The sequence below is a fragment of the Nonomuraea sp. NPDC050680 genome (assembly GCF_040654555.1).
Lineage (GTDB): Bacteria > Actinomycetota > Actinomycetes > Streptosporangiales > Streptosporangiaceae > Nonomuraea.
The window spans coordinates 43,373-58,296 of the sequence record NZ_JBFAIF010000027.1 but is presented as its reverse complement, the minus strand read 5'-3'; the positions used below and the strand labels follow the sequence as shown (position 1 = coordinate 58,296).

Annotated in this window: 8 protein-coding genes; 7 read left to right on the top strand and 1 reads right to left on the bottom strand. The window is 64.4% G+C overall.

Features of this window, described 5'->3' with window-relative positions:
- Positions 1 to 3: 3 nt before the first annotated feature.
- The gene (locus AB0H88_RS46475; RefSeq protein ID WP_357655777.1) at positions 4 to 1,023 is read right to left on the bottom strand and encodes a serine/threonine-protein kinase; all 1,020 of its coding nucleotides are present in this window, start codon (positions 1,021 to 1,023) and stop codon (positions 4 to 6) included.
- Between the two features lie 253 nt (positions 1,024 to 1,276).
- On the opposite strand from AB0H88_RS46475, the gene AB0H88_RS46470 reads away from it, so the two are divergent.
- The 7 genes from AB0H88_RS46470 (at position 1,277) to AB0H88_RS46440 (ending at position 14,910) form a co-directional block, all read left to right on the top strand.
- Positions 1,277 to 2,014: a hypothetical protein gene (locus AB0H88_RS46470; RefSeq protein ID WP_357655774.1), complete on the top strand. Its 738-nt coding sequence runs from the start codon at positions 1,277 to 1,279 to the stop codon at positions 2,012 to 2,014.
- Between the two features lie 209 nt (positions 2,015 to 2,223).
- Positions 2,224 to 2,934, top strand: coding sequence for a Crp/Fnr family transcriptional regulator (locus AB0H88_RS46465; RefSeq protein ID WP_357655772.1), 711 nt, complete (start codon positions 2,224 to 2,226; stop codon positions 2,932 to 2,934).
- 103 nt (positions 2,935 to 3,037) lie between these two features.
- Positions 3,038 to 3,964: a hypothetical protein gene (locus AB0H88_RS46460; protein ID WP_357655769.1), complete on the top strand. Its 927-nt coding sequence runs from the start codon at positions 3,038 to 3,040 to the stop codon at positions 3,962 to 3,964.
- Positions 3,948 to 5,981 carry a hypothetical protein gene (locus AB0H88_RS46455; RefSeq protein ID WP_357655767.1) on the top strand — a complete coding sequence of 678 codons (2,034 nt, stop codon included), beginning with the start codon at positions 3,948 to 3,950 and terminating at the stop codon, positions 5,979 to 5,981. Before AB0H88_RS46460 ends, AB0H88_RS46455 begins: the two co-directional genes overlap by 17 nt.
- Before the next feature lie 137 nt (positions 5,982 to 6,118).
- A complete protein-coding gene (locus AB0H88_RS46450; protein ID WP_357655764.1) occupies positions 6,119 to 7,102 on the top strand; it encodes a hypothetical protein in 984 nt (327 codons plus the stop codon).
- Positions 7,038 to 8,426 carry a DUF4407 domain-containing protein gene (locus AB0H88_RS46445; protein WP_357655762.1) on the top strand — a complete coding sequence of 463 codons (1,389 nt, stop codon included), beginning with the start codon at positions 7,038 to 7,040 and terminating at the stop codon, positions 8,424 to 8,426. The genes AB0H88_RS46450 and AB0H88_RS46445 overlap by 65 nt, the downstream gene beginning before the upstream one ends.
- A gap of 568 nt (positions 8,427 to 8,994) precedes the next feature.
- Positions 8,995 to 14,910 (top strand): hypothetical protein, encoded by a 5,916-nt coding sequence (locus tag AB0H88_RS46440; protein ID WP_357655760.1) that lies wholly within the window; start codon positions 8,995 to 8,997, stop codon positions 14,908 to 14,910.
- Positions 14,911 to 14,924: the final 14 nt, after the last annotated feature.

Below are 14,924 nucleotides of genomic sequence, written 5' to 3'. Positions count from 1 at the left end.
TCCTCAGAAACGGGCGTTGCAGGCGTAGGTGCCGCGCAGTCGCTCCGCGAGCAGGGCGACGACGGAGCCGGGGACGACCACCTCGGTGAGATCACGTCGCTTCGGCAGAGGCGGGTCGACCTCGGGGGGGTCGGTGTCGCGCACGATGTAGGTTGTGACGGCCAGGTGACGGACCGCGACCGCAAGGGTGATCCCCCCGGCGGTCGCCAGGTCGCTCAACCATGCTCTGACCCGCGGAATGTCGGGACGTGCCGCCGGATCGTGGGCGAGCATCGCTTCGATGATCGGCTCGAAGCCGTCCGGCAGGCCGCTCAGGTCCGGAGCAACGTCCGGATTTGTCAGGTCGATGAGCATCTTGTCCCTGTTCGGGCGACCGTCGTAGGGATAGTGCTTGGTCAGGGCGAACAGGAGTGTCGCCCCCAGGGCGTGTACGTCCGCGGCCGCGGTGACCTGCATGGGCGCTGTGACCTGCTCGGGCGCCATACAGGCCGGGGTTCCGAGCATCGACGTGTCGGTTGTGAGATCGGTGGGGCCTTCAATGAAGGCGACCAGGCCCAGATCGATGACCTTGGGGCCGTCGACGCTCATCAGGATGTTCGCCGGCTTGAGGTCTCGGTGGATAAGACCCGCCTGGTGAAGGGCGGCGAGGGCGTCGGCGAGCACCACTCCCAGGGCCGCCGCGTCCACCGAGCCGAGCGACTGCTGGGAGTCGACGAACTCGCGCAGGTTCAGGCCGCGAACGTAGTCGACCGCAAGCCACGGCTTGTCGGCGTCTTCCTCTGAGGCGTTCACCAGGGCCGCGACGTAGGGGCTCTGGACTGTTCGTAACGCGTCGATCTCCCGGGTGAACCGCTCACGTACCTCGGCCTTGTCGAAGAACTCCTCCCGGATGACCTTCAACGCCACGGGCTCGGAGTCCGGCGTCACGCCGTAGAACACCTGGCCCATACCCCCGCTGCCGAGCCGACCGTGCAACACGATGTCGCCGACCTGTCGCAGATCGGAGGGCTTCAGTGGATCCATGCTCACCGCCTCACTGGGAACGCCAGCTCGATCTCTCCCTGCGGACATCCGGAGGATCGTGCGTCACATCTTAACGGACACACCAGGCATCAGTCGACACGAGATTCTCTATTGTGCACTGAGTTCACGGTGCGCTTTACTTATGATGCATGCTCTTACCGCCGACAGGGGCCCCGCGAGGTCCCCGCCCTACGGGCGCGTCTCGCGTGGTCTCCCATCGCGATCACCAGCCGAGCTATCAGAGGACCCTGACTTGCCAACAGCCTCCCGTACGCAAAGGCGACCAAGTCGTCCACATCCGCACGACCAAGACCCCGGTCTGCTGGAGTTCACCCACGACGGCGAGGCCAGCTTCATCGTCACCGCCGTCAATTCAGCCAGGAAGAGGAAAGACTTGCTGGTCAACGAGATGAGCCCGCACGAGGACACCCTGCGGCGCAACGGCAACAGGACCAGCAAGGGCATCGCCACGCTGGAGATCAAGGCCGCCGGCGCCTGGACTGCCATCTCCAAGCAATGCGGCCCGCTGCTGGGCACGGCCACAATCCACGGCGTCGGCGACCAGGTGCTCAAGCCCTTCCCTCGCTCGCGACCTTCGCGTCATCCGTGCCGTCCACTTCGGCGGCGCCAACGCCATTGTGCACAGCTACCCACGCGTCGCACCTACGGCGATCTACTGCTCAACGAGATCGGCGTCTACCAGGGCAAGGCGCTACTGTCCGCCGACCCCCCTCCTGGTCAGCATCAAGGCCGGCAGCAAAGTCGAAGTCGGCACCACCATCGCGCTCACCTGCACGAAGACATCCTGATGACCTCGCTCATCCTGCTCAGGACCCAGCACGAGTGCGGCGTGATCACGCCGTCCAGTCCAGGCGGTGGTGTTCGATGCGTACACCGCGGTGACTCCAATGCCGACGGCACGCCTACTTGCAGCTGCTACCGGATAAGTACATATACCGCAACCTCAATGAGCAACCTTACAAGCCCATAAGTCGCAGACCAGTGCCGACGTTCCACCGCATCAAGCCAATCACAAGAACATTGTTCCGCTCTCCCAGAACTTTCGACCCATCTTTCGGGATAAGCCGGACAAAATGTCACACACCTACACTCCGGTGAGTACTTAAATCCGGCTCCCAGATATTTCAGGGTGTAGCTTCTAACAGCTCCACATCGATGACCCTAGGCGCTTAATCCGTGATGAATGATCAAATTCCCGCTAGATGGCCCATTGGTACCCTCATGGACAGACTCAGCCCGGAGGAGCGGACGGAACTTCTCGCTCTCGCGCCGCCCTCCCCGCGGGGGGCTGGCGAACCACTCATATATCAAGGAGATCGAGAGAGGTCCGAGGTCTTTCTACTGAGGTCCATCCCAGGTCAGCGGCTCACGGCGTGCGTGAAGGTGACGGCCTACCTGGAATCGGGCGGGGCGGCCATGCTGGGCATCCGCGTCAGCGGCGATGTGGTCGGCGAACTGGCAGCTCTGCGCAGACAGCCGAGATCGGCCATGGTGACCACATGCAGTCCGATGTTGGTGCACGTCATCCGTGCACAGGCGTTCACCGACTTCCTCGATCGCCGCCCGGCGGCATGGAATGCACTGGCCAGGATGATCGCCGACCGGCTCGACTGGGCCAATCGTAGAAGAACTGACTTCGCTCAGTTCAGCGTGCCTATACGTGTCGCGAACGTGCTCGCGGAAATCTCCAGCCGACACGGAGTCGAGAGGGTCGACGGAAAACGGGACCTCGGAGTCGATCTCACCCATGAGGAGATCGCCAATCTTGTCGGGGCCAGAAAAGACGCCGTCTTCAAAGCCATCCGACGTTTCAAAGACCTTGAACTGATCGACCCCAGTCATCGCCGGAAGATCGTCATCGACCCGATCGGTCTGGCCAATTTCCGGTGAAGCGTACTGGTACGTCTTGAGGCGATGCGATCTTCGCCAGACTCTATCCCCGTCGATCTACCCGACCACTCTGGTCGATCTTTCGCAACCACAAGGTGACGTGATGCTTGATTCTGATTTCAGCCGCCGCTTGGTCGTGGCGGTCGATGCGGAGGGATACGGCCGCGGCGACGACCTACGGCACGACTCGATCCAGTCCGGTCTGGCCCAGGTCATGGACCGCGGCGCACGAGAGGCCGGCCTGCGCCGCGAGACCTGGACCCGCCAGGAGGCCGGCGACGGTGAGGTTATCGTCCTCCCCGAAGGGGAGCCCGAACTCCGGGTCATCGACGACCTGGTCCGCCGCGTGCGTAAGGCGCTCCATGACCACAATCGCGAGCGCCGGGACGACGCCCGCCTGCGGATACGCATCTCCATCGGCCACGGAGTCGTGAAACGTGGCGCGATGGGCTTCGTCGGCCAGGTCGTGGTGACCACCTGCCGACTGCTCGACGCGAAGGCCGCCCGTACCGCCCTGAAGGTGAACCCGCGCGCCGACCTGGTGCTGATCCTTACCGATCGGCTCTATGAGGACGTCATCCGGCAGCTCCACACCTCCTACCAGCCAGAGTCTTTCACCCGACTGGAAGTGCCGACCAAGGAACGCACCGAGATCGCCTGGATGTGGATCCCCTCAGAAGATCTGGATCAGAAAGGAACTCTCGACATGGACAACCTGCCCGAGGTCGCCGACACACTGTGGGCACTGATCGCTGGTGGCGCCCTCGAACGTCTCGGTGCCTACGGCACCGAGACCGGGCTCGGTGGCGCTCGGAAACTGCTCACGAAGATCAAGAAGTTTCGCTCCGAGCAGGGCCAACCGGCCGAGCCGGAGTCGCGCGACGACCTGCTGGAGTCCCTGGAGAAGCTGGTGCGGGTCGACGCCACCGCGAAGCAATTCGCGCAGCAGTTCAACGCCGAGCAGATGACAGTCAACCTGATCACCGCTCCCATTTCCGGTGAGGAGATCAACTTTGGCATCCGAAACTGACTCGCCGGCCGAGGGGGTCCTGCTCGGTGAGGAAGCCACGCCGGTCGATCTAACTGATCAGGCCGAGGCGACGGACGAAATCTTCGCCCAGGTCTCCCATGTCCAGACCGTCATCAACCACATCCACGGCAACATTGGGGGAGCCTCTTTCGGTATCTCAGGTTCTCGCCCCAAGTCTCGCCGCACGTCCGGCCCCGTCTCCCAGCACGAGATGGAGGAGGCCCGCACCTGCTACGTGCGCCACGCCAGCTACAAGGCCGCCGCCGAACAGCTGGAGAGCGGCAACATGGTGGCCTTGATCGGCAACGTCGGCACGGGCCGCCGGACGGCGGCGCTCAACCTGCTTCATGACTTCGTCGGCGCGCGGCGCGACAGGGTGGTGGAACTCAGCCCGGCCTACACGCTGGAGAAGCTGGCCGTCCGCGAAATTCGGCCAGCTCACGGCTATTTGCTGTGCGACTGGCCCAAGGACGACGTTGACGGGAGCATCGCCGACTTTCACGTGCGGGAGATCAGGCGCCACGTGCGCGATGCCGGAGCTTATCTGGTGATCACAGGGACGGCTACCTCGCTGCCCGAAGGAGACCAAATACCTTGGCTACCGCCGCCTGCCTGCGACGTTCTACGGGCTCACGAGGTGGCGCCCGAGATCGCTGACGAGGCGGCCGCTCAGATCACCACCGACCATGCCATGACCGACGTGGTGACACTAGCGCGTGATCTGGCCTCAGGGGTTCCGCTGAACAAGGCGCTCGGCAGGCTGGACTCCGCCGGGCGGCGCGACGTGGTCGCCTGGTTCGATGGCCCGCGTACTCGAGGCGAGCTCTTGGAGATGGCTGCCATGGCATTCACCGCCGGCCTCCCGGAAAGCGACTTCGAATTGCTGCTCGCTCAACTGGAGTCCCTCGCCGGTATCAGCGTGGAAAAAGCAGATGCCATCTCGGCGGATGATCCAATGCCGAGCCGCCGTCTGCTCCGGGTGGCAGAGGGCTCGCTCTTCAGTCTGTCGCCGCAACGCAGGCTGGAGTTCAAGGTCGAGGGCCACCGAACACATGCGATGCGAGAGCTGTACCAGAGGCACGGTATGCGGTTGTGGGATCCGGTCACCGAATGGCTACATGAGTGCGCGAATCTACGCGACCCAAGCGTACAGGCGGAGATCGCCAGGGGCGTGGCCGTTCTGGCCTCCGTCGCGAACTACTCATACGTCGAAAGCACCTTTCTCACCCCATGGGCCCGCGGAACGGGCGTCATGCGCAGGCAGGCCACCGCCGCGATGGCCATCTCCTGGTTGTGCCTGGACGAGACGACCTGTCCGGAGGTTCTGCGTATGGTCAGCTTGTGGACGAGGGCGTCCGCCGCCAGACCCAAATTCACCGCCACCCTTGCCTGGTCCGGCGAGCTGGGCATCCGGTTCCCGCTGGAGGCGACCCGGATGCTTTGGCTGCAGATCAGAAACAGTGAGAAGCCTATCCGGCATGCGGAGATTGCGCTGGCCCGTCTGTTCGCAGCGCTGACCGAGGCCACCGGCAACGCCCTCCCGATGCTCGACCGGCTGGCTCATCAGATCAGCAACGACAGGCGGATCGGCCGTGCGGTCGACCCGCAGATTCGGGCGATCTTGGGCGTCCTGTCGGCTCGCCCGGACGGTGTCAGGACCCCCACAGTCACTGCCCACCTGCGCAGTTGCCCTGAATCAGCTGCACCCCTCGCCCAACTTTGGTCCGCGGTTCTGGTCAAGCGCCCTCACCGCCAGGATGCACTGGCCGCCCTGTACGACGCCGTCTGCGCCTTCAACGAGCGCGACGACGATGACCGCGACCGTGTCCGTGCCCTGTTCGCAGCGCTCGTGGAGGCACTCCCTGCGAAGGAACGGCCGCTGCTGGCCCATGACCTGCGGCGTTACGCCATCTCCCGCAACGCCGACGAGAACCGGCTGGAGCTTCTCCTGTCGCTGCTCCGGATCTTCTTGAACCCGGCTCTACTGTCCCTCGACACCCCTGGAAAGCGTCCATGAGCTACCCCGTGATCAGCCAGATTCCCCTTGATCCTGTCGCCAAGCAAGGGTTCCTGAGCAAACCCCGGCGCCCGATCTCCAGCCTGCCCCGCCAGCTCCCACACCAGCGGCTCGTCTTCGAGTACGACGGCACGTTCGTGCTGGGTGACCGGCGGCTGCGCGGCGACGAACCGCACGTACTGCACGGCGACAGTGTCAGCGTCGTGGACGTGGCCAAGGACCACCCGGTGACGATCCACGTGTCGATCAACTCCTCCGGCGCCCACGACTTCACAGTCGCTGCACATTTCCGCTGCACGGTCGATGAACCGATCGAGGTGGTGCGCGCCGGTCTGACTGACGTCACTGAGCATCTGGTCACCTACATCCGGGCCTACCAAAAGCTTTTCGAACTCGGCCGAAGCTACGGGTTGCACGAGGTCCACGAGTTGTGGACGATCGTGCACGCCCAGGTGAAGGCTTACACGACCGTAGTGCCGTGTGTATTGTCCGGCATGTCGGCCGAGTTCGCCGGCCTCGACGTATACGCCCCCGACGAGATCGCCCACGGGCGGCGACGCTACGAAACCGGCCTGCACAACATCCAGGGCGAACACGGCCTCCGCGACGCCAAACGCAAGCTCGACCGTGACTTCGAACTCGATGAGCAGGATTACCTGCACGGCAAGGATCGCAGCGCCAACGACTTCACCCGGCAAGAGGCGACCCTCGACCGGGATCAGCAGATCACCGAAGCCACGAAGGTCAGGGACTTCCTGAACAGCGGTCCTAGTGCCGTCGACGGCCTGTACTTCACCGCTCGCGGTCTCGACGACCAGCAGGCCGCCGACCGTTACGCCGCTCTGGGTGACCGGGAATACAGCGCTACCCAGCGCGGGATCCAGCAGGAGTATGAGTTGCGAGTCGTTCAGGCCCGAGCCAGGGCCGATGTCGTCCAGGCGGCGATTGCCCGGGGACTGTTCGACGAGACAAGAGGCAAGGAGTTGCTTGCCAGCTTCGATGACGTCGAGCCTGAAGTGGAGGTGAAGGAGCTCGAAGGACCCGCTTACGAGGCCCGTGCCGAGGTTGCGGCGGGCGAGACCGACGACGATTTCTTCATGGAGGAGGACGTCCGTGGTTGACATCCTCCACGGACCCAAGACGGCCGAGCAGCACGGACGGCACCCCCGGCGCCGGGAACAGCTCACTCCTGGGGCGTTCCTGCGTCGGTTCACCGGAGTCGACGAAAAGATCCTCGCAAGTGTCCCGCAGGAACGCTCCCGCTACACCAGCCTCGGCGGAATCGTGGTCAGCACCGCGCTCATCGCGGGCGCCTCCATGCTGGGCGCGCTGACCCTGCTCTCGCAGGCGTCCCCGCTGTATCTGGTGCCGGTGGCGGTGCTGTGGGGCCTGATCATCGCCAACGTCGACAGATTCCTGATCGCCAGCCTCCATGGCGACGCTGACGGCTGGTCCCGCTGGGGCAACGTGCTCATCCGCCTTGCCCTCGCCGTTGTCATCGGGATCTTCATCGCCGAACCCCTAACCCTGAAGATATTCCAGGAACGGCTCGACCGGCAGATCATGGTCGAGCGCGACCAGGCGATCAGCCTGACGGAGAGCCGGTACGAGCAGTGCAACCCTCTGAGAGGGGCGGCGCCCTCAGGTGTCAACTGCACCGGCTATCTCCTCGACGGGGGCCGCAAGGCACTGGCTGTGGAAGGCGACCTGAATCCGAGGCAAGACGCGCTCAAAGCCGCGGAAAGTCGGCTGGCGGCGGCCATGCAGCGGCACGGGGAGCTAGAGGACCTTCGAGAGCGCGAGTGTCTAGGCGTCCAGGTCATGGGACGGACCACAGGCGTAAGAGGCGACGGCCCTGAATGCGAGGCCCGAATGAAGCAACTCAGAGCCTTCCTACGCAACCAGGACATCCCCCAGCAGCAGGCAGAGGTGAAGAAGCTGAAGGCGGAAATCAGCTCTCTCACAACCGATCGCGCCGACGCCGAAAAGGATCGCTCGACGACTCTCAGCAAGAAGATCGCCGAGCATGTCGAGGAGAAGAAGCGGGCCTACGCCGACATCGGTCTGCTTGACCGATGGGAGGCCCTGGGCACGGTCGCCGGCCAGAGCGGCATGGTCAACTTCGCCCACTGGTTGTTGCGCATCATCTTCGTCCTGCTCGACTGCATGCCGATCATCTCGAAGATGCTGAACGGCAAGACCGAGTACGACCGCCTCCTCACACAGGAGCTGCGCGCGGGCTCGGCCTGTCACGAGGCCGAACTGAACTTCACCACCCGGCGGACGACCGGCGAGTACGAGATCAAGCTCCGCGAGGAGGAGCGCCGGCTGAAAGCCGAACGCGGCCGGATCGACCGAGATCAGCGCGTCGACGAGGCCTCCAGGGACGACGAGATCGACCGGCTCGCCCGTACCTTCATGACCTCGATGCCCACGCAACGATAACGACCGACACCTCTATCCCCGACCGCGAGGTCCCTTCGAAGACACCACACATCACCCCTGTCCTCCCCGTTAGTCGGCCCCTGCACCTTGACGCCTTCTTCCGCACCTGCAAAGGCGTCAAGGCCGCCCTGGTCATCCTTTACGATGTGGTCACGCTGATGGAACGCGACGAGAAGACTCGCGCGCACCACGCCCAAGCGATCACAGAATTCGGCCGTCGTTGGCACCAACAGCGCGGCTGCCAGTAGACGCGCCGACGCGAAAGTCGAAGTCGGGCTCGATCATCGTCCTTACCTGTACCAAGCAGTAGCGAATTTGTGATCCACCGTCCCTATCGTCAAGGGACCCGGAGAAGGGCGGCGACACATTGCAGCGTTCCAGCACAAAGAATTTTCATGGGCCGCACTCGAGGCCGCTGGGCAGAGTCAGCGACCTCGACGCGTTCGGGCAGGCTGAGCTAATAACGGCGGGTGCGGCAGCCGGGGTTACAGAGGATGATCTCCTCGCGATCCACGCCTATCCCACGCAGCTTCGCAAGGGCATTCTGAGCCATGTCGGGCTTCGTGACATGAGATCGATCACCAATCTTGCGACTGCCACTCTCGCCGGGGCGTTGCGTGGCAAAGACAAACGGCGACGTGCCTCGCTGATCCGCAATTTGAGCTTGCCCTTCATCTTCGCGTTCGAGAACCACGACGACCTTTCCCGGAACGAGTGCGCGGAGCTGATGAAGCACGCCTCGGCCGGAGCCGCCCTCGCCAAGGCTCACGCGTTCGTCAAGATGCTGGTGAGCACCAGAGATCTGAGCGATTCCCTGACGGATCTCGTCCTCACCGAGATCTATCGGCTTGACGTACCCCTGTCCCCCATGGCGCTCGCATTTCTCGCCCCTTCTCACGAGCGCCTGGGGTCCGCCGCAGCGACGGCGGTTCGTTCGGCCTGGGACGAGCTTCGCGCTCGCCACCCTGGACTCCCCGACGAACCGATTTCGCTGCCCCAGCTCAGAGACATCGCGCTGGCACTTCCCTCGCAATCGACTTCGCCTGCGGAGGTCACGCCGGCCGACGACGAGGATAACGCTCTCGATAGGAGTGAGATGGCCCTCTATGAGGACAGCCGAGAAGGCGCTCCGCTCACGGCCGAGGCTCTGCGGGCAGAGCTGGATCTACTGCGCAAGACGTTTCTGGGCGCGGCCGACGCCGCCGAGCAGGCGCGGGCGGCGTTCGTCAACGGTGCACGTCCTTCGGGCCGGGACATCGACGTGATCATGCGCGGTATCCAGGACTTCGACGGGCTGCGGGAGAGGCTGGAGTCCGCGCAGGGCTCCCCGATCGCCGCACCCACCACCGGTGCCCTCAATGAGCTCCTCACCACCCTCGAGTCGGCCGAGGCGCCGCGTGAGGAGATTCACGCGCTCGCTCATCTCAGCGGCCCACCTCAATTAGAAGGACTGCTTCAGGAGGTTCGTGAGGCGGCCGTCGTCGAATCGCCTGCCCTGGAGATCCTTGCTGAGCTCATCCGTCTGGCAGATGATGATGAGGCCATCATGCAGGTGGTCGAACTGGAGGAACGCTTCCGGGAGGAGGCGCCTAGCCACTGGGTGCCGTTGGCCACGGCCGCAGCACGCGGCATGCTGACCGTCCCCCCAATTCCTGTCAGAGCCGATGGAGACGACAACCCCCCATCGGATGAAGGGGACGAGCCACAGGCACTGCCGCAGACACCCGCCCTGGAGGTCGAGCCGGAGCCGACCGAGAAGGACGATCTGGCGGACCTGGACGCGTTCCTAGATGACCATCAGGCCCAGCTAGCAAAGGCGAAGTCGGCACGACCGGCCAAGGGACGCACCGCCGTTGAGTCGGAGCGGGAGCAGTCTCCCACTCCAGCCGCACAGGACGCGCCCGACCAGCCATTGACCGAACCGGCTCGGGTGCCCTCCCTCGCACTGGCCGTTGACGGCCCGAGCATCACAGATGACGTGGCCGAAGCCGAAGCGCTCGCGCTCCGCGCCGGACGGTTCGGGTTGGCGGCTTGGCTGCGTAACACCACGGGCAGACCGCCCGCCGAGGTGAACGCGCGGCGATGTGCCGCGATCTCCGCCAACATGAGCGAGTTCGCCGGCCGTCTGTCGGCTGCCTTCACCAAGTGCGCCCGCGAGGTGTCGATGAAGGCTCTCAGCAACGACACGCCCGGCCAGTTGCTCGTGTGGGCGGCCGCGCTGCGCACCGGTCTGATCCACCCGACACCAGAGGCGGCCGACCTGCTCGACGAACTCTCCTCTGCCCTGTCGCCCTACCCCGGGCTTGCCGCATACGGCGAGGCGTTCAGCGCGATGGCGCAGGCCGGCGCCTACCTGGTGCCGGGACTGTCCGGGCGGATGCACGACGCGTCACAGGCGGAAGCCAATCGAGAGATCGCCGCTGCTGCCGCTGCCAGATTCCTGGAGGACGGCCCGTCCCAGAAGATCAAATTTGCCCTGGCCACCGAAGTCTGGAAGTCCCTGCTGCAGGAGAGCACCAGCCCGAGCCCAGGCAGGCTGCTGTCCATCGCGGCCCAGGACGACGCCTCCCGGGTGCGTGAGGTAACTCAGGAACTCGACGCTTTGCGCACCGGAGACGCCATCGACCGGTTGATCGATGCAACGACCAAGGCCAGGACCTCCCGCAAGGGAGGCAACCACATCCACTCCAGTGCCAGGGCCAAGCTCGTCGAGAAGATCGACAGAGCGCTGGACCTCGTGGCGGACTGGGTCAAGGCGATACGCGAGGTGAAGTCGCTTCAGACGGACGACGCCGGTGTCTCCTGGGTGGTAAAGCCGCTCAATGAGCTGCGTACGGTCGTCAACCGCAACAGGACTCAGGCGCAGGAAGACCTCGCGGGCTTGGCGAACTCCGCCGATCCGCTCATCGCCGCGGCAGCGGTCGGCGCTTCAATGCTCGTCGATGACACCCTGCGACTGCTGGATGGCGGCGCGCTTGGGCAGACGGAGCCGTCCACGACGCACGTGCTCAACGCCGACCTGCTCCTATCACCCGCGATCCGATTTAACGGGGACACTGCCAGCCCGTTGGGTAAGCCAGCACTTTCCGACCTATTGGCCGCCTGCGCGGCCGACAACCGGGACTGGCGTGCCACCTTCGAGGCCAGAGCCGATCGCGGCGACCACGCCGGTACCCGGGTTCTGCTTTCCGTGCTGGGGCACTACGACCCGACACTGGCCACCGAGCTTCGCGGGCGGAGAGAGAAACTCGTCGATGCCGCCCGGCACGGCCGTGACAACCGGATCGAGGACATCCAGGACCGGATCGCGGAATGGCGGCGGGACGGCGTGCTGCCCGAGGTAGTCGCCACTCGGTTCGCCGCCAGGCTGCAGGCGCTCGGCAACGACGACCGCGACGACTTCGACGCCATCTCCGATGCCCTGGGTCAGCTGGAGCAGGAGGTCGCCAAGATCCGCGGGGAGCAGCTCGCCGCCGAGCTCACCGCCCTGAGCAGCATCAGCGCCGAGAACACCGACGTCGCCGCCGTCCACGAACGGATCAAAATATACATTGAAAGCGGTGACCTGACCACCGCCCGTGAGTTCCTCGCGCAGGCCAAGGCCGGCAAACAGCTTCCAGAGATCTCTGACACGGTCGATCATTTGGATCGATACTTTCCGCACTTTCCTTCGGCGTTCGAGGCCATGTCCGCCAGGCTGCCGGGCAAGCAGAAGGGCCGCGAAGGCGCGGGATGGCTGCAAAAGCTCAAGGACGCGCTCCACACCGGCAACGAGATAGACGATTCCGCTCTGAGCAGCCTCCTGCTCCATGCCGGACTGTCGATCTCCGCCATCCCCAGAGGCCGACGCGGGGTCTCCGAGAACGGGCTGCGCGTCTGGCAGCACATGGCTCAGGGACCGAAGTCCGCGGGCAACTTCAGAAGCGCCGTCACCGGGGTACTGCAGATGATCGGCCTCGAAGGCGATCAGGAGCCATCCCGCGAGGAACAGAACCGGATCTGGATCACGCTGAACCGGGTTCGGACGATCGGCGACCCGCTCCTGCCTTCCTTCGGATCCCGGATGAGCCCGTCGGGCGACCGGCTCCGCCTGTTGCTGGTGTGGAAGTCTCCGGGACCGCAGCAGGTGATCGAGTGGCTCAAGGATCAGCCCGAAGATCAGACCGTGGTGGTCTTCTACTTCGGCGTCCTTACAACAGAGCAGCGTCGCCAACTCGCCGCGGCGAGTCGGCGACGGCCCGCGCCAGTCGCGGCGGTGCTCGACGACACCGCGCTCAGTTACCTCGCCTGCCTGCCCGAGGCCAACTGGACGTCGACCGTGAGTTTGCTGGCCCCGTTCACCTCCACCAACCCGTACGCGCCTACCGGCGACGTTCCCGAGGAAATGTTCTACGGGCGGCTGGACCAGCTACACGAGGTCACCAGCCGCACCGGATCCTCCTTCGTATACGGCGGGCGTCAGCTCGGCAAATCGGCCTTGCTGCGCAAAGCCGAACGGAACGTCCGCAAGACCGACGAAAACCGGAAGGTCATCTCCGCGATCATCCAAACCATCGGCAGAATCACACCCGTCAAATCGCTCTGGCAGATGCTCGCAGGACAACTCGCTGAGGCCGAAGTACTGCCCAGTTCTGCGGCCAGCCTGACCGATCCGAAGGAGATCTGCGACGGGGTGAAGGGGTGGCTCGGGGCCGATCCCGTCAGGCAGCTGCTGATCTTGCTGGACGAGGCCGACGAGTTCCTCAACACCGACGCCAGGGACGCCGGCTTCGCAAACGTGATGGCGCTGCGCAACCTCATGGTGGATACGGACTATCGCGTCAAGGTCGTCTTCGCGGGCCTCCACCAGACGGCCCGGTTCAAGAGCTATTCCAACCAGCCGATCACCCACTTGGGGACTCCCATAGCGGTCGGACCGCTCGACCCCCAGGACGCCTACAGTCTTCTGACCAAGCCGCTACAGGCACTGGGATTCCGCTTCACTTCACGGTTGGCGGCACGTGTCATCGCTGAAGCGAATAACGCCCCGGCTCTGATCCAGCTGTTCGCGGACGCCCTTCTGACGAGGCTGCGTCGGATCTCCACCATTCACGCGGCGGTGCCGTACGAGATCACCCGCGAGGATGTGGACAAGGTGTGGCGGGACAACAAACTCGCACGTGGTTTCCGCGATCGCTTCGAGTGGACACTGAACCTGGACAAGCGGTACAAGGTCATCGCCTATTCCGTGGCGTTCCGCGCGCTCAATGAGGGAACCGACGTCAGGCTGACGGCCAGCGAACTGCGGATCGAGTGCCAGGAATGGTGGCCACAGGGGTTCAGGGACTCCACCAACGACGGTTTCCTCGGCCTCCTCGAAGAATGTGTCAACCTGGGCGTACTCGCAGCTGACGGTGAAAGCTACCGGCTGCGTACCCCGCATATTCTCAACCTGCTAGGCGGAGCCGAAGAGGTCGAGACCGTGCTGGCGCAAGCCGACACCTTCGAGCGCCCCGACTCCTTCGACGCTCAGTCGTACCGCCACTCCTACAAGTCCAACGACGAGTGCTCCCCGCTAACTGGTGGCCAGGTCACGCGGCTACTCAGCCCGCGTAATGTGCTGCACCTCATAGCCGGATCCCCAGCGCTGCAGGTCGACCGAGTCGCCGCGGCTCTCGAAGAGGCGGCACAAACGCACAAACAGGCCCAGACGTGGCGTGTGGAGCCGGGTGGTTTCACGTTCGAGGGAGCGCTACAACGTGCCGTGCAGGGCCCGGACCACGATGTCGTGATCGTCAATCTCACCGGACTGTCGCACAAGACGACGACCACCATGCATCGAAAGGCGGTCAGGGCGCTCTCCGCGCCAACTCGGGGAACGATCGCCATCGCGATGATCGCACCACCCGAGCACGCCTCCTTCTGGCTTTCAGCAGGTCGTGGAACAACAACCGGTGAGGGCGGAAATACCCTGCTGGCCGGCGCGACAGAGCTCATCGAGTTGCAGCGGTTCAATCGTCCCGCCGTTCGGCAATGGATGTATGAGGTCGGACTCGGGTTCCAGGAGGATCCGGACCGAGCTTCTCTGCTCCGGACCACCGGTGGATGGCCACTGTTGATCAGCAAGGTGATCAACATGCTTACTGATGGCGACGCCGACCGCGATCATGCCCTGGACTCCTGCCAGGCTTATCTGGAACGGGAACCGGAGCAGTTCGTCCAGTCGACCGGGGTGCTATCGAGCACGGCGATCAGCTCCGCCTGGCGCATGCTCGTGGAGCTCTCCGACAGTGATACGCCCGAAACGCTCGCCGACTTCCTGGCGTCGGAGGACGCCGGTCATCCACTGGCCGAGGCCAGCTTGGAGGAGGAGGGCTATATCTCCACCGCGGACTTGGTGGAGGTGCTGCGCATCCTCGGTGCGCTGGTCCCTCAGGATGACGGGAAGCTCATGCTCGAGCCCGTTCTCACCAAGGCTACTCAGCAGATGGGGCTCCCCAAGTGATCTCCGACCCCCTC